Origin of the sequence: Paraburkholderia sacchari (assembly GCF_000785435.2) — a bacterium.
Taxonomy (GTDB): Bacteria; Pseudomonadota; Gammaproteobacteria; order Burkholderiales; family Burkholderiaceae; genus Paraburkholderia; species Paraburkholderia sacchari.
Genome location: NZ_JTDB02000014.1, coordinates 51,975 through 72,944, shown reverse-complemented (window position 1 = coordinate 72,944; position 20,970 = coordinate 51,975). Strand labels below are relative to the sequence as shown.

Annotated in this window: 16 protein-coding genes; 8 read left to right on the top strand and 8 right to left on the bottom strand. The window is 62.9% G+C overall.

The window, feature by feature from the left end; all coding sequences use genetic code 11:
* Nucleotides 1-3 precede the first annotated feature (3 nt).
* The 3 genes from NH14_RS30655 to NH14_RS30645 form a co-directional block, all read right to left on the bottom strand.
* Nucleotides 4-657 carry an amino acid ABC transporter permease gene (locus NH14_RS30655; protein WP_035534177.1) on the bottom strand — a complete coding sequence of 218 codons (654 nt, stop codon included), beginning with the start codon at nucleotides 655-657 and terminating at the stop codon, nucleotides 4-6.
* Nucleotides 658-716: 59 nt separating this feature from the next.
* On the bottom strand, nucleotides 717-1,505 hold the full coding sequence (locus NH14_RS30650) for an ABC transporter substrate-binding protein (protein WP_035534178.1): 789 nt from the start codon (nucleotides 1,503-1,505) through the stop codon (nucleotides 717-719).
* 193 nt (nucleotides 1,506-1,698) lie between these two features.
* Nucleotides 1,699-4,746 (bottom strand): aminotransferase class III-fold pyridoxal phosphate-dependent enzyme, encoded by a 3,048-nt coding sequence (locus NH14_RS30645; protein ID WP_035534179.1) that lies wholly within the window; start codon nucleotides 4,744-4,746, stop codon nucleotides 1,699-1,701.
* 293 nt (nucleotides 4,747-5,039) lie between these two features.
* On the opposite strand from NH14_RS30645, the gene NH14_RS30640 reads away from it, so the two are divergent.
* Nucleotides 5,040-5,480 (top strand): Lrp/AsnC family transcriptional regulator, encoded by a 441-nt coding sequence (locus NH14_RS30640; RefSeq protein WP_035534180.1) that lies wholly within the window; start codon nucleotides 5,040-5,042, stop codon nucleotides 5,478-5,480.
* Nucleotides 5,481-5,573: 93 nt separating this feature from the next.
* Here the strand turns inward: NH14_RS30640 and wrbA are convergent, their stop codons facing one another.
* Nucleotides 5,574-6,173 carry an NAD(P)H:quinone oxidoreductase gene (gene wrbA, locus NH14_RS30635; protein WP_035534181.1) on the bottom strand — a complete coding sequence of 200 codons (600 nt, stop codon included), beginning with the start codon at nucleotides 6,171-6,173 and terminating at the stop codon, nucleotides 5,574-5,576.
* A 703-nt stretch (nucleotides 6,174-6,876) separates the two neighbouring features.
* On the opposite strand from wrbA, the gene NH14_RS30630 reads away from it, so the two are divergent.
* Both NH14_RS30630 and NH14_RS30625 read left to right on the top strand, forming a co-directional pair.
* Complete coding sequence (locus tag NH14_RS30630; RefSeq protein ID WP_035534182.1) at nucleotides 6,877-7,827, top strand: choline ABC transporter substrate-binding protein; 951 nt, start codon at nucleotides 6,877-6,879, stop codon at nucleotides 7,825-7,827.
* Between the two features lie 163 nt (nucleotides 7,828-7,990).
* Complete coding sequence (locus NH14_RS30625; protein WP_035534183.1) at nucleotides 7,991-9,637, top strand: trimethylamine N-oxide permease; 1,647 nt, start codon at nucleotides 7,991-7,993, stop codon at nucleotides 9,635-9,637.
* 195 nt (nucleotides 9,638-9,832) lie between these two features.
* Here the strand turns inward: NH14_RS30625 and NH14_RS30620 are convergent, their stop codons facing one another.
* Complete coding sequence (locus NH14_RS30620) at nucleotides 9,833-10,309, bottom strand: MarR family winged helix-turn-helix transcriptional regulator (protein ID WP_035534184.1); 477 nt, start codon at nucleotides 10,307-10,309, stop codon at nucleotides 9,833-9,835.
* A 192-nt stretch (nucleotides 10,310-10,501) separates the two neighbouring features.
* Between NH14_RS30620 and NH14_RS30615 the strand changes: the two genes are divergently transcribed.
* Entirely contained in the window at nucleotides 10,502-11,581 is a 1,080-nt protein-coding gene (locus NH14_RS30615; protein ID WP_035534185.1) for an aromatic ring-hydroxylating dioxygenase subunit alpha, read from the top strand.
* Nucleotides 11,578-12,543, top strand: a complete 966-nt coding sequence (locus NH14_RS30610) for a PDR/VanB family oxidoreductase (protein ID WP_035534186.1) — start codon at nucleotides 11,578-11,580, stop codon at nucleotides 12,541-12,543. The genes NH14_RS30615 and NH14_RS30610 overlap by 4 nt, the downstream gene beginning before the upstream one ends.
* Nucleotides 12,544-12,724: 181 nt before the next feature.
* Here the strand turns inward: NH14_RS30610 and betA are convergent, their stop codons facing one another.
* The 3 genes from betA to betI are packed head-to-tail and all read right to left on the bottom strand — an operon-like array spanning nucleotide 12,725 to nucleotide 16,573.
* The gene (gene betA, locus NH14_RS30605) at nucleotides 12,725-14,425 is read right to left on the bottom strand and encodes a choline dehydrogenase (protein ID WP_035534187.1); all 1,701 of its coding nucleotides are present in this window, start codon (nucleotides 14,423-14,425) and stop codon (nucleotides 12,725-12,727) included.
* A gap of 31 nt (nucleotides 14,426-14,456) precedes the next feature.
* A complete protein-coding gene (gene betB, locus NH14_RS30600) occupies nucleotides 14,457-15,926 on the bottom strand; it encodes a betaine-aldehyde dehydrogenase (protein WP_035534188.1) in 1,470 nt (489 codons plus the stop codon).
* Between the two features lie 35 nt (nucleotides 15,927-15,961).
* Complete coding sequence (gene betI, locus NH14_RS30595; protein ID WP_035534189.1) at nucleotides 15,962-16,573, bottom strand: transcriptional regulator BetI; 612 nt, start codon at nucleotides 16,571-16,573, stop codon at nucleotides 15,962-15,964.
* Nucleotides 16,574-16,811: 238 nt separating this feature from the next.
* Here betI and NH14_RS30590 point away from each other — a divergent pair, with 238 nt between their 5' ends.
* The 3 genes from NH14_RS30590 (at nucleotide 16,812) to NH14_RS30580 (ending at nucleotide 20,942) form a co-directional block, all read left to right on the top strand.
* Nucleotides 16,812-17,954 carry a porin gene (locus tag NH14_RS30590; RefSeq protein WP_035534190.1) on the top strand — a complete coding sequence of 381 codons (1,143 nt, stop codon included), beginning with the start codon at nucleotides 16,812-16,814 and terminating at the stop codon, nucleotides 17,952-17,954.
* Nucleotides 17,955-18,274: 320 nt separating this feature from the next.
* Nucleotides 18,275-19,660 (top strand): L-serine ammonia-lyase, encoded by a 1,386-nt coding sequence (locus tag NH14_RS30585; protein WP_035534191.1) that lies wholly within the window; start codon nucleotides 18,275-18,277, stop codon nucleotides 19,658-19,660.
* Nucleotides 19,661-19,697: 37 nt separating this feature from the next.
* Nucleotides 19,698-20,942, top strand: coding sequence for a sarcosine oxidase subunit beta family protein (locus NH14_RS30580; protein WP_035535390.1), 1,245 nt, complete (start codon nucleotides 19,698-19,700; stop codon nucleotides 20,940-20,942).
* Nucleotides 20,943-20,970: the final 28 nt, after the last annotated feature.

Here is a 20,970-nt window from a genome sequence, read left to right as displayed (position 1 = left end):
TCCTCAGCGGGGGGCGAAGCGTTTGTCCAGCAGATCGACAACCCTCGCCACGACGTAGATGATGATCATGTACAGGACGGCCGCAATCGCGAAGATTTCGAATGGCTTGTAGGTGGAACCGATATAGCGCTGCGCGGTATAGGTCAGCTCGACCACCGACACGGTCGACACCAGCGCCGAACCCTTGATGAGCCCGATCGTGTTGACGCCGAGCGGTCGTATCATCAGCCGCGCCGCCTGAGGCAAGACGATGAGCCACATCGTTTGCGCGCGCGACAGCCCGATCGAGCGCGCGGCTTCGATATGTCCACGATCGACATTCACGATTGCGCCGCGAATGGACTCCGACATGTACGCGGCAATGTTCAGGCCCAGCGCGATATAGCCGGCGGTGAAGGGATCGAGGTTCAGCCCGATCTGCGTGCCGCCGAAGTAGAGAATGAAGAGCTGAACCAGATTGGGCGTGCCGCGAAAGATGCTGACGTACGTGGTGGAAAGCGTACGCAGGACCCGGTTATCCGAAAGCCGTCCGGCCACCAGCACGACGGCGACGACGAGTCCTATGATGAGCGCGAGCGCCGAAATCTGCACGGTCACCCACGCCGCCTCCAGAAAAAACGGCAGGGTTCGCAGCATCAAGGTCATTGCAAGATCCATGAAATCTCCAGGGGGCTTGGGACCGGCCCGCAGCGGCGGGGCCGGTCATGCCAGGACGCTTAGCGAATATCGCTGCCGATCCACTTCCTTGAGATCTTTTCGTAGGTGCCATCGGCCTTCATGTCGTCGAGCGCTTTTTGCAACGCCACCTTGAGTTCCGGATTGCCCTTGCGCACCGCGATGCCGATGCTATCCGGCGCGGCCTGCGCATTGGTGATCGTGAGCATCCGGACCTTCTGGCCGGTTTCCTTCACCGCGACCATGACCGGCACGCTGTCCATGACGATGGCGTCGATGCGGCCGCTCTGCAGCTCCATCAACATCTCGGGCAGGCCCTTGTAGGTGCGGACCGTCCAGCCGTCCTGGGCTTGCGCCCACTTGTCGTTGGTGTCGCCGAGAATCACACCAACGGTCTTGCCCTTGAGTTGTTCGATTTTCTGAATCGGAGAATTCGCGGAAACCACGGCAACGCGTTCGACGTGGTAGTACGGGCCCACGAAGTCCACGGCTTTTTCGCGCGCGGGCGTGATCGTCATCGAGGCGACCACGATGTCGTACTTCTTCGCGAGCAGGCCGCCGATGATGCCGTCGAAAGGCGCCGTCACAATGACGGGCTTGAGCTTCAACCGGTTGGCGAGTTCCGAGCCGATCGAGGCGTCGAAGCCGACGATCTCGTTCTTGTCGTTGGCGAAGCTGAACGGCGGGTATTGGCCGCTCATTGCGATGCGAAGCTCGCCGGTGCTCTTCAAGGTCTGGAGCTCGTCGGCCATGGCGGCGCAGTGAACGGTGAGCGATAGTGCGACAGCCGTCGTTGCCATCGAGATCAGGCGTTTGAAATTGGAAATCATGGAAGTCGTCTCCTCCAGTTTTGATCGTCTGTCTATGCCAAGCCTCTGGGTCGTGAAAATCTTGACATAGTTCTAGTGGGCGGACACCCGGCAATGTGTCCGCGAATCGGAATTTGCGTCGGAATTGACCGGCATATTGCCGGTTTGGCTGCGGCCCGGCGGCAACTCGGGCGGCAACTGCCCATCACATTCGCTAGCGCAGCGCGGCTTCGATGCTGTCGCCGAGCACGCTGAGCAAATGGTCCGCATTGGCGCGGCTGAAGATCATCGACGGGCGCATTTTCAGCACGTTGTCGAAGGGGCCTTCCGTGCCCATCAGCACGCCGCGCTCTCGTGCGCTGTCGCAGATCTTCTTCGCGAGCGCCGTGGCGGGTTCGCGGGTTTTTCGGTCCAGCACCAGTTCGATGCCGAGGAACAAGCCTTGCCCGCGCACGTCGCCGATGACTTCGTAGCGCTGTTGCATCGCGCGGAAGCCATCGAGCAGGTAGTTGCCGACTTCGAGCGCGTTGCGCTGGAGTCCGTCGCGCTCGATCACATCGAGCACAGCGAGGCCCGCGGCGCACGACACCGGATTGCCTGCGAACGTGTTGAAGTATTCCATGCCGTTGTTGAAGCTGTCAGCCACCTCGCGCGTGGTCACGAGCGCGGCCATCGGATGACCGTTGCCGATGGGCTTGCCCATCGTGACGATATCGGGCACCACGCCCTGCATTTCGAAGGCCCACCAGTGGCTGCCGACACGGCCGAAGCCGACCTGCACTTCGTCGGCGACGCACAGGCCGCCCGCCGCGCGCACCATCGCGTAGACCTCTTGCAGATAGCCGTCGGGCAAGAAGATCTGCCCCGCCACGCTGGGAATCGATTCGGCCAGGAATAGCGCGGGCTTGCGGCCCAGCTTTTTCATGGCGTCGATCTGCTCGGCAACGCTCTGCGCGAAACGCTTGCCATGCTCTTCGAGCGGCCAGTCCGCAGGCGCGCGGTAGCTGTCGGGAATATCGGCCTGGAATACGTGATCCGGTTTGCCTTTGCCGCCCTTGCTCTTGTACTTGTAGGGGCTCAGATCGATCAACTCCTGGGTGTTGCCGTGATAGGCCCAGTCGAGCACCAGCGCGTCGCGGTTGCCCGTGTGATTGCGCGCCATGCGCAGCATCAGGCTGTTCGCCTCGCTGCCCGAGCACGCGAACGAGGCCACCGAAAGCCCGGCGGGCAGCGTGGCGGTCAGGCGTTCCGCGTACGTGACGATGGTGTCGTGCAGATAGCGCGTGTTGGTGTTGAGGATCGCGGCTTGCCGCGTGATCGCCTCCACCACGTCGGGATGCGCGTGGCCGAGATGGCAGACGTTGTTGAAGCAATCGAGGTAGGCGCGGCCGCAATGGTCGATCAGCCAGACGCCGTCGCCGCGCACGAACTTGATCGGCTCTGCATAGGAAATCGACAGATTGGGCAGCAGGATAGCCTTGCGGCGCTCGACGAGTTCGGCGCGCGTGCGTCCCGTCTGCTTGAATGCCTCGGGCGGAATGCCGGCGAGCGCGGCGACATCGGGGAACAGGTCGGCCCAGACATCGAGGTAGGCCGTTTCGCCCACGCCCAGCATTTCGGTGGCCGACAGGCTCACGTCCGTCGATACCTGGAAATGCAGATGCGGGGTCCAGCCGCCGTTCTCGTCGCTGTGGCCCATGTGGCCGACGAGATCGCCCGCGGCCAGCTTCTGCCCCGGCTTCAGACGCGCGAGCGCTTCGTGCCCCATGTGCCCCCAGAGCGTCACGAAAGGCGGGCAGCCTTGCGGTTCGTGCAGGAGCGTGATCAGCCCGCCGTAGTCCTGCGGCTCGGGCTCGATCTGCACGCTGCGCACCGTGGCGTCGAGCGGCGTGTAGACGGCGGTGCCGGCCGGCATGAACAGATCGACGCCGAGATGATGGATGCGATGCTGGCCGTTGATGAACCGCGATTCGAACGCCGCATTGCTGTAGACCGTGCGCTTCTCGCCCCACGGCCCCACGCCTAGCTGAATATGATGGCGTTCGCAGAAGTCGTTCCACCAGGCGGTGGATTTGTCGGGACGCTGCGCGGCCGAATCGATCGTCATCTCGTGCGATGCATCGCCGTACGGAACGAGGGTCTTGCTCAAGGTGGCCGGATGCGGATGCACGATCGGGGCGAAGTGCTTCGTGTTGGCGGCGATCCAGCGGCGGGTGGCGCCTGCGCCTTCCACCGCGTCGAATCCGCAAGCCTTGCGCAGAATGGCCGTGGCGAAGCGCGCATTCATTGCGTCGAGCCGATGCAGCAGCCGCCACGCGGGCGCCTCGCTGATCGAGAGATAGGGGTTGTCCCGCGTGCGGTCGTGACGCGACGCCGAGAAGGTCACGCTGATGACGAGCCGCATGGCGATGAGATCGAACAGCACGTCGACTTCTTCCGGCAGCAGCGGATACCGCTCGTGAAAACCGGCGACCAGCGCGCCCGCTGCGCCGATTGGATCTTCGGTGTCGAGGATCGAATAGGCGCATGCAATCGCAACGTCCGCAATCAGCACCGTGTGCACGGCGTCGCCGAAGTCGATCAAACCGGCGATTTTGCGGTGATCGGCTTCGTCGACCAGCACGTTCCAGTCGTTGGCGTCGTTATGGACGACCTGGGCGCGCAGGCGCGGCAGCTTCGGCGCGACTTGGCTTTCGAAGCGCGCGATAAAGCGCTCGAGCATCGCTCGCTTCTCGTCGTCGCGCACGAAGTGCAAACGGGTGCGTGCGCGTGCCGCATGCCGGACGTCCCAATCCAGATTGCGCAGCGCACCGGGATGGATGAACCCCTGCAACGCGCGATCGAGATCGCCCATCGCGCGGCCGAGATTGCGCAGCAATTCGAAGTTGCGCTCGACCGTGGCGAGCGGCGTGCCCGGAATCCATTTCGCGAGCCGCACGGCGTGCTCTTCTCCGGTCGAGGACACCGTCGACGCCAGGAGTTTGCCGGACACGCTCGGCTTCAGGTACGGGACCGGCATGCTCGATCCGGCCTCGTTGAGATGGTGCAGCAGCGCCGTCTGGAGTTCGCTTTCGACCTTGGGTTCGCTGGAGTTCACGATCTTCAGAATCCAGTCCGCGCCCGTTTCCGTTTTGAGGCGGAAGTTCCGGTCCCGCTCGCCATCGAGCAAGGAGGCGGTTGCTGTCACGCCGAAAATCTCTGCGCCGAGTTGTTCGGCGTCGGCGACAGTGTAGTGAGGTGCGGGACGAGAGAGATCGGTCATATCGTGCTTCCAGCGTGGATTGGCTAAAAGGCCTGTTCAAAATGTGGATGATCAGGAATCCAGATTGAAGGTCATGCGGAGACTCAAAAATCGTGAGAAGACGCGGAGCAATCCGGACCACAGGCCCGACGGCTTGCCGGTAAAGTCCCCAGCCGGACCGGAATAATGTTGAACGCGCATCCTGACCGTATGTTGGCATGCGATGGGTTTTACGACATCATGTATGTTGCCGGATTGCCCGGCAGAATGTCGGAATGGACCGGCATGTATTCGGTGGACAGGAAAGGTGACTGATGCGTGAGCTTGATGCAACTGATCGTGAGATTCTGACCGTCCTCTCCAAGGACGCCCGCATTGCGTTGAAGGCTCTGGCGGCTCGCATCGGGCTGTCGCGCAGCGCCACGAGCGAGCGCGTCGCCAATCTCGAGAGGAGCGGCGTGATACGCGGTTATCGCGCGGACATCGGCGAAATCAACCCCAATGTGATTCGTGCGATTCTGATGGTGAGCCTCAAGCGCACGCCCGCGAATCAACTGCTCGACTTGCTGGCGGAGCAGCCCGAAGTGCGGCGCATGTCGTCGGTTAGCGGGGAATTGGATCTGATCGTGGAGATCGAGGCCGGCAATATCGACGGCCTCAATCGTGTCCGCGACTGGGTCGCGAACTACGAGACGGTCGACGACCTCACGACGTCGATAGTCTTGCGGCGCGATATTGATCGCGAGATGCGCTGATGCTTGTTTTAGCTTTTGGTTGCCCGCGCATGCCGGGTGGTGAGAGAACGGGCCGGTCAGGCGGAGTGAACTGACCGGCCTTTTGTATTCCGGTCAGCCGAACAGCTTGTTTGCCGTTTTGGCGATCAACTCGCCTTGATGCCGCGCGCCGGCAAGCTCGATTTCGGTCGGCTGGCGCTGGCCTTGGCCGCCTGCGATGGTCGTCGCGCCATAGGGCGCACCGCCGACGATTTCATCGAGCGTCATCTGCCCCTGGTGGCTATACGGCAGGCCCACGATCGTCATGCCGAAGTGCAGCAGGTTGGTGATGACCGAAAACAGTGTGGTTTCCTGCCCGCCGTGCTGGCTGGCCGTCGAAGTGAACGCACCGCCCACCTTGCCATTGAGCGCGCCGCTCATCCACAGGCCACCGGCCTGATCGAGGAACGCCGCCATCTGCGAAGAGATGCGGCCAAAGCGCGTGGGCGTGCCCACAATGATTGCGTCGTAGTTGGCGAGATCGTTGACGGTTGCGACAGGCGCCTGCTGATCGAGCTTGAAGTGCGCGCCCTTGGCAATTTCTTCGGGCACGGTTTCCGGCACGCGCTTGATGTCGACCGTTGCGCCTGTCGAGCGTGCGCCTTCGGCCATGGCACCCGCAAGCGTTTCGATGTGCCCGTACGATGAGTAATACAGCACCAGGACTTTGGACATTTGCCACTCCTTTTGCATGATTGCGGCGAAGCCGCGGTGGGACAGCGAGGGAGGCGGTAATGCTGCTACGTCGGCGTTGAATCCAGAAAGACATAGAGTGCCTGAATTTTGCCGGCGCGGCCGGTGACGATATCCACGCCCGCGTACTCGTGCGCTTCGCCGAACCCAGCTTTCTGCGGCGGCGCTTAAATTAATCGGAATCCTGAGTGAATCAAGCCGGCGCAAGGTACATGCAATGGGAGCGCTCCCAGCCCCACAGCGCCCTGTCGGCGGCCATTCGCCTGCAACGTAAACCAATCGAAAGCAGCCGGAATATCCCGTCATACGAATGAAGTAATACTGAAAGCCACCTGGAAATTTCGCTCATGCATTCCGGGTCAACCCGCCCTCCACCGTTTTTCGATTGATCGTTCAATCAACTTAAAACCCTGCCACACGGCCTTTTCAGCCCCGCGTTGTCGCATCTGCGCAAGACCGCGTCGCAATTGCTACGTTGAGCCGTTTTTTGCCAAACGACTATTGACCGTGGGATGCGCGCCGTCGCCTGCATTCTTCCCGTAAGCCCCGTCACAGCGGGCCTTGGACAAGGGAAGCGGGGCGGGCACGCAGCTTGCATCTGGCCACACGCAGTTCGTCCGCGAGTGTGCCGCCATCCCTTCCATGCGGAACCGATCGACGCTGTGCAAATCTCGAGGAGACGAAGATGAGCCGATTCCAGACCCTGCAGGCCTGCGCGCTGCTGTTCGCCGCGGCTGCCTGTTCCAGCACCTATGCGGCGGATCCCGCCGAATGCAAGGCGGTGCGCTTCGCCGACGTCGGCTGGACCGACATCGCCGCAACCACGGGCGTCGCGTCCACCATACTCGCCGGGCTCGGCTATGAACCCACCAAGACCATCGCTTCGGTGCCGATCACGTTTGCGGGGCTGAAGAGCAAGCAGATCGACGTGTTCCTCGGCTACTGGTCGCCGACCATGGACCCGATGATCGAGCCGTTCACGAAAACGGGTTCGATCAAGGTGCTGCCGACGCCCAACCTGACCGGCGCCAAATACACGCTTGCCGTGCCCGACTACGTGTACCAGGGCGGCCTGCACTCGTTCCAGGACATCGCGAAGTTCGCGGACAAACTGCAGGGCCGGATCTACGGCATCGAGCCGGGCAACGACGGCAACCAGCTGATTCAGAAGATGATCACCGGGAACCAGTACGGTCTCGGCAAGTTCAAGCTCGTGGAGTCGAGCGAGGCGGGCATGCTCGTGCAGGTGAACCGCGCCGTGCGCGACAAGCAGTGGATCGTGTTCCTCGGCTGGGAGCCGCATCCGATGAACGTGCAGATGAAGATCGATTACCTCTCGGGCGGCGACGACGTATTCGGGCCCGATTACGGCGCGGCCAAGGTCCTGACCGCGGAACCGCCCGATTACAGCACGCGTTGCCCGAACGTCGCGAAGTTCGTCTCCAACCTGCAGTTCACCACCGCCATCGAGAACCGTTTGATGGTGCCCATTGCGGCCAAGGAGGACCCGAACAAGGCCGCCGCCGACTGGCTCAAGACCAATCCGCAGATGCTCGACAAGTGGCTCGCCGGGGTGACGACCCTCGACGGCAAGCCGGGCCTGCCCGCCGTGCGCGCATATCTGGGCGCGCACTGACCTGCCTTGCAGGCATGCCGCCGCCGTTCGCACCCTCTTGCGGACGGCCGGGGAGCAGGGTGCCAGGGGCGAGCGGTGCAATTGCACGCCCTTGGCGATCCCTGAACGCCCCAATTGGCGGGGCAATTTTGTTTAGTTAGCGTAAGACCTCAGGAGGAGTTGGATGGAGCAAGCGGGAATACGTGCGCGCGGTGCCGACGATGTTGGCGCACGAAGCGACCACAGCCATGCGTTGCAGCGTGGTCTCACATGGAAAGACGCATTTTGGGTCACGAGCGGCGTACCGGCGGGTGTGCTTTTCACGATCGGCGGCGTATGCGCGACGATAGGCCAGCCGGCTTGGGCCATCTGGATCGCATCGATCACGATGGGCCTCGTGCAAAGCGCCACTTATGCCGAGATTTCCGGCCTGTTCCCGCATAAATCGGGCGGCGCGTCGGTGTATGGCGCGATTGGCTGGGTCCGCTACAGCAAGATGATTGCGCCGGTTTCGGTGTGGTGCAACTGGCTTGCGTGGTCGCCCATGCTTGCGCTCGGCTGCGGCCTTGCGGCGAACTACGCGCTTTCCACGCTGTTTGCTCCCGACGCGGCCATTCTGCAATGGCGATGGACGCTCGCGAACCTGGACTTCATCAAGCCCGGTCTCACGTTGCGCATCAACGCGACCTTCCTGATTGCGGCGGCGTTTCTGCTCATCACGTTCCGGCTTCAGCATAGTGGCGCATCGAAAGCTGCAAAAACGCAGAAGATTCTGGGCATTGCTTCGCTCACGCCGCTTTTGATCGTGGGCCTCGTGCCGTTCGTGACCGGCGACGTGCCCGCCAGGCATCTCTTTCCGCTGCTGCCGCTCGGCCACGACGCGCAGGGCAATCTGACCGCATCGATGTTTGGCGCATGGAACGGCCAGGGCGTGGTAATGGCTCTGGGCGCCATGTTCATGGCCGGCTGGGCCTCGTACGGCTTCGAGACCGCCGTGTGCTACACGCGCGAATTCCGCGATCCGCGCCGCGATACCGCCCGCGCGATCTTCTGGTCGGGCGCGCTGTGCCTCGTGGTGATGACGCTCGTGCCGCTGGCCTTCCAGGGTTCCCTCGGCATGCAGGCCATGCTCGACCCGCGCATTGGCGACGGCACCGGCGTGGGCATGGCGATGGCGTCCATCGTGGGCGGCGGCGCATGGGTCGGCAACGCAGTGGTCGTGATGCTGATGCTCTCGATCCTGCTGATCGTGATGACTTCGATGATGGGTTCTTCGCGCACGCTCTATCAGGCATCGGTGGACGGCTGGCTGCCGCGCTACCTGTCGCGGGTGAACGAGCACGGCGCGCCGACCGCCGCGATGTGGACCGACCTGGGCTTCAACCTCGTGCTGCTGGCGATGTCCGACTACATGACGGTGCTGTCCATCTCGAACGTCTGCTACATGCTGTTCGTGTTTCTCAACCTGCAATCGGGCTGGATTCATCGCATGGATCGTCCGGCATGGGACCGTCCGTTCCGCTGCCCGACCTGGCTGCTGGGGCTGGGCGCGCTCTGCGGCTACGCGAATCTCGTGTTCGTTGGCGCGGGTGCGAATCTGCAAGGCGAGAATACGCTGCGCGATGGCTTGATTGCGATGCTGCTGATCGTGCCGGTGTTTGCGTATCGCCATTACTGGCAGGATCGCGGCCATTTCCCGGCGGGCAGCGCGCTCGACATGGAAGTGGAAATTCCCGCGCGCAGCAAGTGGCGCGATATGTTGCCTTATGCCGCGTTGATTGGCGCGGCGTTGACGATCGCGGTTTCGTATTACGTTGCATCGAAGGTGTAGCGGGGCGGCTTTAATCTCCAGTTGGCTGTTTTGCGGCGTCACGTGGGCATCGGAAATTTCGGTGCTGCGTGACGCTGTTTTGTTTTGGGGCCAACACCTTTGATCGAGGAGGTGTTGCATGGGATGAAGTGCAAAGCAGGTGTATCGGTTCGCGAGTACCGAGCGCGCGTAACGATAATGAGGCGCGCAAGTAAATTACGGCTTCAGCGGCGCTCGACTTTGCTCGTTGTTGAGATGAACGAATTTGCTCAGCAGGCGTATCAAATCGAGAGCGTCCGCTTCGTCCATCCCTTCGAAGAGGCTGTCCCTTAGATCGCGAACCAACGGCGTCAGCCTGGCAATCAGCGTTTTACCCTCGGGCGTGAGAACCAGACGACGCTGCCGCCGCGGTAGCAACTCGCGTACGATCCATCCTTTGCTTTCCAGGCGCGCAGCGATGTCGGCGGTGGTAGAGGTGTCGAGCGCGACTTTTTGCGCGAGCGTAACCTGGTCCAGACCAGGGCATTCATCGAGCATGCGCAGCACGGCGTATTGCACTGGGGTGACGTCGCGCCCAAGTTTCTCGTAGAACATGGCGACCGTGATCTGGTGTGCGCGTCGGATCAAATGGCCAGGCTCTTCGTAGAGATCCAGTGGCGGGCGCGGCGCACCGGCGGCATTCCTTTTTTTCATGATGAGGACGAGCTGTGCCCGTTGGACTGGTTACTTGAAGGTTGGGGCGCCCTGTCGAGGGAAAACCAGTATACCGCTCTCCTTGTTAATCCTTTCTTCGATCAGTACACTGAATGACATTCAGTGTACTGAATTAAGTCGCCGGATGCCGTTCGCGCGTGACCGAAGAAATATCAGGAACAGGAGACGGGAATGTTTTTGAAGAATGCGTGGTACGTGGCTTGCACCCCGGATGAGATCGGGGGCAAGCCGCTCGGCCGCAAGATCTGTGGTGAATCGATCGTGTTTTTCCGCGGGGAGGGCGGCGAGGTCGTTGCTCTCGAGGACTTCTGCCCCCACCGTGGCGCACCGCTCTCACTCGGGTTTGTCCGCGACGGACGGCTAGTGTGTGGCTATCACGGGCTGGAAATGGGTTGCGACGGAAAGGTGGCCGGGATGCCCGGGCAGCGGGTCGGCGGCTTTCCGCCAGTCAGGCGCTATGCTGCTGTCGAACGGTACGGGTTCATCTGGGTATGGCCCGGCGACGCGTCGCAGGCGGATCCGGCCACGCTCCATCATCTGCCGTGGGCCGAAGACCCGACGTGGGCCTACGGCGGCGGGCTGTACCACATCAACTGCGACTACCGGCTGATGATCGACAACCTGATGGACCTGACGCATGAAACGTATGTTCACGCGAGCAGTATCGGCCAGAAGGAGATCGACGAAGCGCCGCCCAAAACCGTCAGCCAGGGCGATGAAGTCATTACCAGCCGTTTCATGCACAACATCAGCGCGCCGCCTTTCTGGAAGATGGCGCTGCGTGGCAACGGGCTTGCGGAAGACGTGCCGGTCGATCGGTGGCAAATCTGCCGCTTCACACCGCCAAGCCACGTGATGATCGAAGTCGGTGTTGCGCATGCCGGGCATGGTGGTTACGACGCGCCCGCGGAGCGCAAGGCGTCGTCGATCGTCGTCGATTTCATTACACCGGAGACGGAAACTTCGATCTGGTATTTCTGGGGAATGGCGCGCAATTTCCGGCCGGATGACGCTGAACTGACCGCGCAGATCCGGGAGGGTCAGGGCAAGATCTTCGCCGAGGACCTCGAGATGCTGGAGCGGCAGCAGCAGAACCTGCTCGCCTGGCCGGATCGCCAATTGCTCAAGCTCAATATCGATGCGGGCGGCGTGCTGTCCCGCAAGGTTATCGACCGTTTGCTGGCTGACGAGCGCTCACAAGCTGGCGGACGTCCGGTGGTGCCGATCACCCTTGCGAAGGAGGCGCCGTGAGCGACACGACGTTGACAGTCGAGGTCGTGCGCAAATGGGACGAAGCACGCGGCATCTGCGGTTTCGAACTGATGCGTCCGGACCGCGCGCCGTTGCCCCGCTTCAGCGCAGGCGCGCATATCGACGTACATCTTCCCGGCGGACTCGTGCGTCAATATTCGCTGTGCGGCAGCCCGGAACGCAACGACGGGTACGAAATCGCGGTGCTGCGCGACGAGCGCGGGCGCGGAGGATCGATGGCGATCCACGACCACGTGCATGAAGGTGACCGGATCCGGATCGGTGTTCCCCGCAACCATTTTCCGGTCGCGCCTCAGGCAGCCCGGCACCTGCTGCTGGCAGGGGGAATCGGCGTGACGCCGATCCTGTCCATGGCTGAGCATCTGCACACGCTAGGGGCGTCGTTCGAGATGCACTACTGTACGCGCTCGCGTGATCGGACCGCGTTCGCGCAACGGCTGGCTGGATCTGCGTATCGAGACCGCGTGCAGATCCACTTCGATGACGCAGGCGAGCATCAGGCATTCAATCTCGACATTGCGCTCGAGGGGGCGGCAGCGGATACGCATCTCTACGTCTGCGGTCCGCGTGGTTTCATGGATGCGGTGCTCGCCCGGGCGCGCGCGCATGGCTGGCCAGACCAGCGGCTGCATTACGAGTTCTTTTCCGGGGCGGTTCCGGATTCGGCCGAGGATCCAGCATTCCAGGTCAGAGTTGAGAGCAGCGGTGCGGTGATCGATGTGCCACCGGGATGCTCGGTTGTTGATGCGCTCGCGAAGCACGGAGTGGAAGTGCTGACATCGTGCGAGCAGGGCGTTTGCGGCACATGCATGACGCGCGTGCTCGAAGGACAGCCCGATCATCGGGATAGCTACCTGACCAACGAGGAGAAGGCCGCCGGCGAGTATTTCATGCCGTGCTGCTCACGCGCAAAAACCGCACTTCTAGTGCTGGATCTGTAGAATCTCGAGGGCCGCGCGCCGCAACGGCGCGCGCCCTTTCCCCGCCGCGATGCACGTGCCGCTATCAGGCAGACCGCTTCGTGGCGCAGGTCGATGCGGCCGACGGTCCGAACGCGCTGGCGAACGCGCGACAGACGACGCCATGATCCTTGAAGCGTATGCGCGACGGAATCGCTGTGCCTCAGGCTTCGATGCGGGCCCGCAGCGGCAAATTCCCACCTCTCGCCGGTGCGCCATTCGCCACGTAATACGGCACCGTCGATCGCGCCAGCGGATTCCTGCCACGAATCCGGTCAGCAATCTTTTCGGCGATCATAATCGTCGGCGCATTCAGATTGCCGGTGGTAATGAGCGGCATGATCGAAGCATCCACCACGCGCAGCCCATCGATGCCGTGCACGCGGCCTTCCGCATCCACCACCGACATATTGTCATAGCCCATCGCGCACGAGCACGACGGGTGAAACGCCGTCTCGGCGCGGCTGCGCACGAAGGCGTCGATCTGCGCGTCGGTCTTGAGCTCCGCGCCGGGGCTCAACTCGCGGCCACGGTAACGATCGAGCGCCGGCTGCGCGATGATCTCGCGCGTGATGCGAATCGCGTCGCGGAACTCGCGCCAGTCGAGCGCTTCGGACATGTAGTTAAAGAGAATCGACGGGTGCTCATTCGGGTCGCGCGAGCGCAGTTTCACGCGGCCACGGCTCGGCGAGCGCATCGAGCCGACGTGCGCCTGAAAACCGTGCATCTTGATCGCGTTGCTGCCGTTGTAATTGATCGCAACGGGCAGGAAGTGATACTGGATGTTGGGCCACAGGTCGTCGTCGCGCGTGCGGATGAAGCCGCCCGCCTCGAAGTGGTTGCTCGCGCCCATGCCGGTGCCGCGCAGCATCCATTCGAGACCGATGGCGGGCTGATTGCGCTTGAGCAGTGCGGGGTAGAGCGAGACGGGTTCCTTGCACTCGTACTGCATGTACATTTCCAGGTGGTCCTGAAGATTCTGTCCCACGCCGGGCAGATCGAGCACGACCGGAATGTCTAGTTCTCGCAGCCATGCGCCAGGACCCACGCCCGAGCGCTGCAACAGTTGCGGCGAGCCGATCGCGCCCGAGCACACCAGCACTTCGCGGCGCGCGTAACGCGTCACTCGCGCGCCGCCGTCGAGAAACACCACGCCATTCGCGCGCTTGCCGCTGAACAGAATGCGGTCGGTGATCGCGTGCGTGACGATGTCGATATTGGGCCGCTGCTTCGCCTGGTCCAGGTAGCCGCGCGCGGTGCTCGCGCGCCGGCCCTTGGCCGTCACCGTGCGGTCCATCGGCCCGAACCCTTCCTGGCGGTAGCCGTTGAGGTCGTCGGTGCGCGGGTAGCCCGCCTGCACGCCAGCCTCGACCATCGCTTCGAACAGCGGGTTCACGCCGGGCTTGCTGGTGGTCACATGCACGGGGCCTTCGCCGCCGTGGTAGTCGTTCGCGCCTACGTCGCGCGTTTCCGCCTTGCGGAAGTAGGGCAGGCAGTCCAGATAGCTCCAGCTTTCCAGCCCTTTGCGCTCGGCCCAGCCGTCGTAGTCGAGCGCGTTGCCGCGGATGTAGCACATGCCGTTGATGAGCGACGACCCGCCGAGCCCCTTGCCGCGTCCGCACTCCATGCGGCGGTTATCCATGAACGGCTCGGGGTCGGTTTCATAGGCCCAGTTGTAGCGGCGGCCCTGCAACGGATACGCGAGCGCGGCCGGCATCTGCGTGCGGAAGTCGAAGCGGTAGTCCGGGCCGCCCGCTTCCAGCAGCAGGACCGTGACGTCGCGGTCTTCGGTCAGGCGCGTGGCCAGTACGTTACCCGCCGATCCCGCGCCGATGATGATGTAGTCGTATTCTTGGGCTGCCATGCCGTGCCTCCTCTGATTCCTTCGAATGCGCTCAGAAAGCGGGCCGATACGGTCCCAGCTCCACCTGAACGGATTTGATGCGCGTGTAGTGTTCGAGCGTCGTGATGCCGTTCTCGCGTCCCACGCCCGATTGCTTGTAGCCGCCAACGGGCATTTCCGCGGGCGACTCGCCCCAGGTGTTGATCCAGCAGATGCCTGCTTCGAGACGGTGAATCACGCGATGTGCGCGGGACAGATTCTCGGTGACCACGCCGGCGGCGAGACCGTAGATCGTGTCGTTCGCGCGCGCGATGACTTCGGATTCCTCAGTGAATGACAGGATGCTCATGACCGGGCCGAAGATCTCCTCGCGCACGATTTTCATGTCGTCGCGGCAGCCGGAGAACACGGTCGGCTGCACATACTGGCCGCGCGCGAATTCGCCTTCCACGAGGCGCGCGCCGCCTGCGAGCAGCCGTGCGCCTTCGCGCTTGCCGCTTTCGATAAAGCCGAGCACCTTGTCGAGCTGCGCCGCGCTGGCGAGCGGGCCGAAGTTGGTGGCCGGGTCGCCGGGGTGGCCCACGCGAATGCGCGCCACGCGTTCGAGCACGCGCGCTTCGAACGCGGGCAGTACGGACGCATGCACGAACACGCGCGTGCCGTTGGTGCAGACCTGGCCCGAGCTGAAGAAGTTGGCGGTGACGGCAATGTCGGCGGCGCGATCGAGATCGGCGTCTTCGAACACGATGAGCGGCGACTTGCCGCCCAGTTCCATCGTCACTTCCTTGAGCGACGAGCCGCCCGCCGCGGCCATGACTTTTTTGCCCGTTTCCACGCCGCCCGTGAACGAGATTTTCTCGATGTCGGGATGCGTGCTGAGCAAAGCGCCCACGCGCGCATCGCCTTGCACCACGTTGAACACGCCCGGCGGCACGCCCGCTTCGAGATAGATTTCGGCAAGCTTCGATGCGGACAGTGGTGTGACTTCGCTCGGCTTGAAGATCATCGCATTGCCAGCGGCCAGCGCGGGCGCCGACTTCCAGCACGCGATCTGAATCGGGTAATTCCATGCGCCAATGCCGGCCGTGACGCCCAGCGGTTCGCGGCGCGTATAGACGAACGAATCGGTGCGCAGCGGAATCTGCTGGCCTTCGATGGCGGTGGCAAGCCCGGCGTAATACTCGATCACGTCGGCGCCCGTGACGATGTCCACGGCGCTCGTTTCGGCGATGGGCTTGCCCGTGTCGCGCGTTTCCAGCGCGGCGAGTTCATCGTTGCGTGCGCGCAGCAGTTCGACCGCGCGGCGCAGGATGCGCGAGCGCTCCATCGCCGTCATGGCGGCCCACACGCGCTGGCCGGCGCGCGCCGATTGCACGGCGCGGTCGATATCGGCGGCGCTGGCTTGCTGAACCGTCGCGAGCGTTTCGCCGGTGGCGGGGTCGCGCGTTTCGAAGGTCTCGCCACTGGTGGCGTCGGTGAATGCGCCGTCGATGAAGAGGCGTTCGAGCGGGTAGACAGACATGATGGATAACTCCGTGACTTCCAGTGCTTCCGTGATTAGGCGGACTTGCCCGAGCGCGATTTGGCGCGCGTTTCGAGCATCAAATCGATGTATTCGTTGGCGACCCGCAGGGCGGCCTTGGTGTCGAATGGCTCGCCGGTGAGGGTGCCGCGCAGCCACAGGCCGTCGATCATCGCGGCCAGACCGGTGGCCGCACGTCGCGACGCCGCGCGCGGCAGAACCTTCTCGAACTCCGCGCACAGGTTCGAATAGAGCCGGCGCGTGTTCACGCGCTGCAAGCGGCGCAGCGCGGGCTGGTGCATGCTCTCGGCCCAGAATGCAAGCCAGGTCTTCATGACCGGCGTATTCACCTGCGAGACGTCGAAATTCGCGGCGACGATGGCGCGCAAACGCGCGCGCGGCTCGTCTTTCGCCGCCGTGCGGCGACGCATGGTGGCTTCCCAGAGATCGCGCAGGATATGGCGCATGGTGGCCTCGAGCAGGCCATCCTTGCCGCCGAAATAGTGACTGACGATCCCGGTGGAAATTTTCGCGTGCTGCGCGACCGTGGCAAGCGTCGTGCCCGACAGTCCGGACTGGTCGATCGATTGCAGGGTCGCATCAATGAGTTGCGCGCGACGCACGTCGCGCATTCCGATCTTGGGCATGGCGATTCTTCAGGGCGGGTCCTGGGAAGTTACTCACTCTAGTCGTTTTTTATTGATCGTTCAATCAATAAAAACGGCGTCATAGCGGGGCGGCGCATTTCCCCAAGTACGCGTCGTGTGCGCGAAAGTCGCGCGAGATTTGGATTTGTACGTTCTCTCAATCCGCATAAGGCGTGGCGAACCCACGTTGCTTTGTGCGGCCTTTCAACCGTATCGCAGGGCAAGAGAGACCTACACCATGAAGAAAGTAAAAGCGGCGGCATTGACTGGCATCGCACTCGCGGTAGCCACGCTCTCCACCGAGAGCAACGCACAGAGCAGCGTGACGCTGTACGGGATTATCGACGCTGGCGTGACTTACGTGAGCAATGCGGGCGGCTCGCACCAGGTGAAATTCGACGACGGCATTTCGTACGGCAACCGTTTTGGCCTCAAGGGCACCGAAGACCTGGGCGGTGGTCTCAAGGCCATCTTCACGTTGGAAAGCGGCTTTCACGTGGGCAACGGCCAACTCACCAACGGTGGCTCGCTGTTCGGCCGCCAGGCCTACGTAGGTCTGCAGAGCGATTGGGGCACGCTCACGTTCGGCAACCAGACCGACATGACGCAGGATATGGTTTACACGTACAACATCTCCGCATGGGCCAGCGGCTACGCCATCAACCAGGGCGACTTCGACCGCATGAACGGCGACCATCTGCCTAACGCCGTGAAGTTCACTTCGAATACCTACGGCGGCTTCCAGTTCGGCGGCATGTATTCGTTCAGCAACACGCCAGGCGAGTTCCACACGGGCAGCGCGTGGAGCGTCGGCGCGCAATACCAGAACGGCAATTTCTCGATGGGTACGGCTTATACCCAGTTGAACAACCCGTCGGGTATTTACGCATTCGACCCGTACGCAATGATCGGTACGCACACGTTCTTTGGCCGTCCCACCGTGAGCGTGGACCCGGCCACGGGCGCCGTCACCGACCTCTATGCGAGCAATCCGTTCCCGGTGGACAAGCAAGGCACGTTCGGCGTGGGCGCGAGCTATGTGGTCGGCCCCGTCACGCTGTCGGGCGACTTCACTTACACGCAGATCAAGGCGTTCGGGCAGACCGAGCACATGCAGGTGGCCGAAGGCGGCGCGAACTGGCAGATCACGCCCGCTGTGAACCTGATCGGCGGCTACCAGTACACGCATTTCGACGGCAATCACTGGAACATGGTTTCGGCGGGCTTGCATTACCTGCTGTCGAAGCGCACCGATGTCTATCTCTCGGGCGACTGGCTCGCGGCCTCGAAGGGTGTGGACGCGGTGATCGGCTACAGCTTCACGCCGTCGTCGAGCACGAACCAGGCGGACGTGCGCATCGGCATGCGCCATTCGTTCTAAGCGCTTTCCAGGCGACGTGTTTCGCGGCATCGCGGCGCGCTCGCGCTGCTGTGCAGCAATCGCATTTCAGCATCGGCGGGACGGCCAAGCGGCGGTCTCGCCGATTTGTGTTTTTACGCCGCGAATCATCGCCAAAACGCACTTCCAATCGGCCCGAAAGCCCCGCTGGCGCGGGCGTCCAACGGCAATGGCGTTTTTGTTCTATCTGACGCATCGTCGCTTTTGATTTACTTGCGTCTAACGTCAGCCGTGCAATTTCCAACCCTTGCGCGTCACGCCACATTTAACCAGGTCACCAGGTAATTAAAGGGAATCGTCAGATGAACGTCAGCGTCTTCGACCTGTTCAAGATCGGCATCGGGCCTTCGAGCTCGCATACGGTCGGACCGATGGTCGCCGCGTGCCGCTTCGCGTCCCATATCGAGGACGCCAACCTGCTCGCCTTCGTGCGCCGCGTGAAGGTCGAGCTGTATGGCTCGCTCGGCGCGACGGGCAAGGGCCACGGCACCGACAAGGCCGTGCTGCTCGGTCTTGAAGGCAACCTGCCCGATACGATCGACCCCGACCGCATCGAGCCGCGCCTCGCCGCGATTCGCGCGGAAAAGACGCTCGTGCTGCTCGGCAAGCAGTCGATCCGCTTCGACGAGAAGGAAGGCATCGGCTTCTATCGCAAGACCATGGGCGGCGCGAACACGCTGCATTCGAACGGCATGCGCTTTCAGGCCTTCGATGAAAACGGCCAGTTGCTGGTCGAGAAAGAGTATTACTCGGTGGGCGGCGGCTTTGTCGTGAACCGCGACGGCGACCGCGTAAACGGCGTGCGCAGCGGCCGCGAGGTGCCGTTCCCGTTCCGTACCGGCGACGACCTGCTGCGCGTGTGCAGCGAGAACGGCCTCTCGATCGCGGAAGTGACGTTCGCCAACGAATGCGCGTCGCGCTCGCCCGAAGAAGTGCGCGAAGGGCTGCTGGGCATCTGGCGCACGATGGCCGCCTGCGTGGAGCGCGGCTGCAAGATGCATGGCGAGCTACCTGGCCCGATGGGCGTGAAGCGCCGCGCCGCCGATCTTTCGGTGCATCTGCGCTCGCGCTCGGAAGAGTCGCTGCGCGACCCGCTTTCGATGCTCGATTGGGTCAATCTCTACGCGATGGCCGTGAACGAAGAAAACGCCGCTGGCGGCCGGGTCGTCACTGCGCCCACCAACGGCGCGGCCGGCGTGATTCCCGCGGTGCTCCACTACTACGTGAAGTTCGTGCCGGGCGCGAACGAGAAGGGCATCGTCGACTTCCTGCTCACGGCTGCGGCCATCGGCATCATCTACAAGGAAACGGCTTCGATCTCGGGCGCGGAAGTGGGCTGCCAGGGCGAAGTGGGCGTGGCGTGCTCGATGGCGGCGGCAGCGCTTGCCGCCGTGATGGGCGGCACGCCCACGCAGGTGGAGAATGCCGCCGAAATCGGCATGGAGCACAACCTCGGCATGACTTGCGATCCCGTAGGCGGCCTCGTGCAGATTCCGTGCATCGAGCGCAATGCAATGGGCGCGATCAAGGCGCTCAACGCCTCGCGCATGGCGCTCAAGGGGGACGGTCAGCACTACGTCACGCTCGACAACGTCATCAAGACGATGCGCGAGACCGGCGCCGATATGAAAACGAAATACAAGGAGACGTCGCGCGGCGGTTTGGCCGTGAACGTCATCGAATGCTAATCGAAACGATCAAGGTAATGAGCAAGGGGTCCGCAAGATGAGCCACTATTCGATATTCAGTCTGTTCCGCAACGGGTTGTCGTATCACGAGAACTGGGAGCGGCAGTGGAGGAGCCCCGAGCCGAAGAAGGAGTACGACGTCGTGATCGTCGGCGGCGGCGGGCATGGTCTTGCCACCGCGTACTACCTCGCGAAAGAGCACGGCGTGAAGAACGTCGCGATTCTGGAGAAGGGCTGGATCGGCGGCGGCAACACGGCGCGCAACACCACCATCGTGCGCTCGAACTATCTGTGGGACGAGTCGGCGGCGCTGTATGAGAAGGCCATGAAGCTCTGGGAAGGGCTCTCGCAGGACCTCAACTACAACGTGATGTTCAGCCAGCGCGGCGTGATGAATCTCGCCCATACGCTGCAGGACGTGCGCGACACCGAGCGCCGCGTGAACGCGAACCGCCTGAACGGCGTGGACGCCGAGTTCCTCACGCCCGAGCAGATCAAGGAGATCGAACCCACGATCAACCTGAACAGCCGCTACCCGGTGCTGGGCGCGTCGATTCAGCGCCGCGCCGGCGTGGCGCGCCACGACGCGGTGGCCTGGGGCTTCGCGCGCGGCGCGGACCGTCACGGCGTGGACATCATTCAGAACTGCCAGGTCACGGGCATTCGCCGCGACGGCGGCCGCGTGACCGGCGTGGACACGGTGAAGGGCTTCATCAAGGCGAAGAAAGTGGCCGTGGTCGCGGCAGGCAATACCACGACGCTCGCCGACATGGCCGGCATCCGCCTGCCGATCGAAAGCCATCCGCTGCAGGCGCTCGTTTCCGAGCCCATCAAGCCGGTGGTCAACTCGGTCATCATGTCGAACGCGGTGCACGCATACATCAGCCAGTCCGACAAGGGCGACCTCGTGATTGGCGCGGGCGTCGACCAGTACACGGGCTTTGGCCAGCGCGGCAGCTATCACGTCATCGAAGGCACGCTGCAGGCCATCGTCGAAATGTTCCCGGTGTTCTCGCGTGTGCGCATGAACCGCCAGTGGGGCGGCATTGTCGACGTCTCGCCCGACGCCTGCCCGATCATCAGCAAGACCGACGTGAAGGGCCTCTACTTCAACTGCGGCTGGGGCACCGGCGGCTTCAAGGCGACGCCGGGCTCGGGCTGGGTGTTCGCGCACACCATCGCGAACGACGAACCGCATCCGCTGAACGCGCCGTTCGCACTGGACCGCTTCTACAACGGCCATCTGATCGACGAGCACGGCGCAGCCGCCGTCGCGCACTGAATACGCACCAACGTTAGGAGAACACCAC

Bases quoted from the DNA above. Each gene is read 5' to 3' on its own strand.
- NH14_RS30655 (WP_035534177.1), bottom strand. From the start codon at position 657: ATGGATCTTGCAATGACCTTGATGCTGCGAACCCTGCCGTTTTTTCTG.
- NH14_RS30650 (WP_035534178.1), bottom strand. From the start codon at position 1,505: ATGATTTCCAATTTCAAACGCCTGATCTCGATGGCAACGACGGCTGTC.
- NH14_RS30645 (WP_035534179.1), bottom strand. From the start codon at position 4,746: ATGACCGATCTCTCTCGTCCCGCACCTCACTACACTGTCGCCGACGCC.
- NH14_RS30640 (WP_035534180.1), top strand. From the start codon at position 5,040: ATGCGTGAGCTTGATGCAACTGATCGTGAGATTCTGACCGTCCTCTCC.
- wrbA (WP_035534181.1), bottom strand. From the start codon at position 6,173: ATGTCCAAAGTCCTGGTGCTGTATTACTCATCGTACGGGCACATCGAA.
- NH14_RS30630 (WP_035534182.1), top strand. From the start codon at position 6,877: ATGAGCCGATTCCAGACCCTGCAGGCCTGCGCGCTGCTGTTCGCCGCG.
- NH14_RS30625 (WP_035534183.1), top strand. From the start codon at position 7,991: ATGGAGCAAGCGGGAATACGTGCGCGCGGTGCCGACGATGTTGGCGCA.
- NH14_RS30620 (WP_035534184.1), bottom strand. From the start codon at position 10,309: ATGAAAAAAAGGAATGCCGCCGGTGCGCCGCGCCCGCCACTGGATCTC.
- NH14_RS30615 (WP_035534185.1), top strand. From the start codon at position 10,502: ATGTTTTTGAAGAATGCGTGGTACGTGGCTTGCACCCCGGATGAGATC.
- betA (WP_035534187.1), bottom strand. From the start codon at position 14,425: ATGGCAGCCCAAGAATACGACTACATCATCATCGGCGCGGGATCGGCG.
- betB (WP_035534188.1), bottom strand. From the start codon at position 15,926: ATGTCTGTCTACCCGCTCGAACGCCTCTTCATCGACGGCGCATTCACC.
- betI (WP_035534189.1), bottom strand. From the start codon at position 16,573: ATGCCCAAGATCGGAATGCGCGACGTGCGTCGCGCGCAACTCATTGAT.
- NH14_RS30590 (WP_035534190.1), top strand. From the start codon at position 16,812: ATGAAGAAAGTAAAAGCGGCGGCATTGACTGGCATCGCACTCGCGGTA.
- NH14_RS30585 (WP_035534191.1), top strand. From the start codon at position 18,275: ATGAACGTCAGCGTCTTCGACCTGTTCAAGATCGGCATCGGGCCTTCG.
- NH14_RS30580 (WP_035535390.1), top strand. From the start codon at position 19,698: ATGAGCCACTATTCGATATTCAGTCTGTTCCGCAACGGGTTGTCGTAT.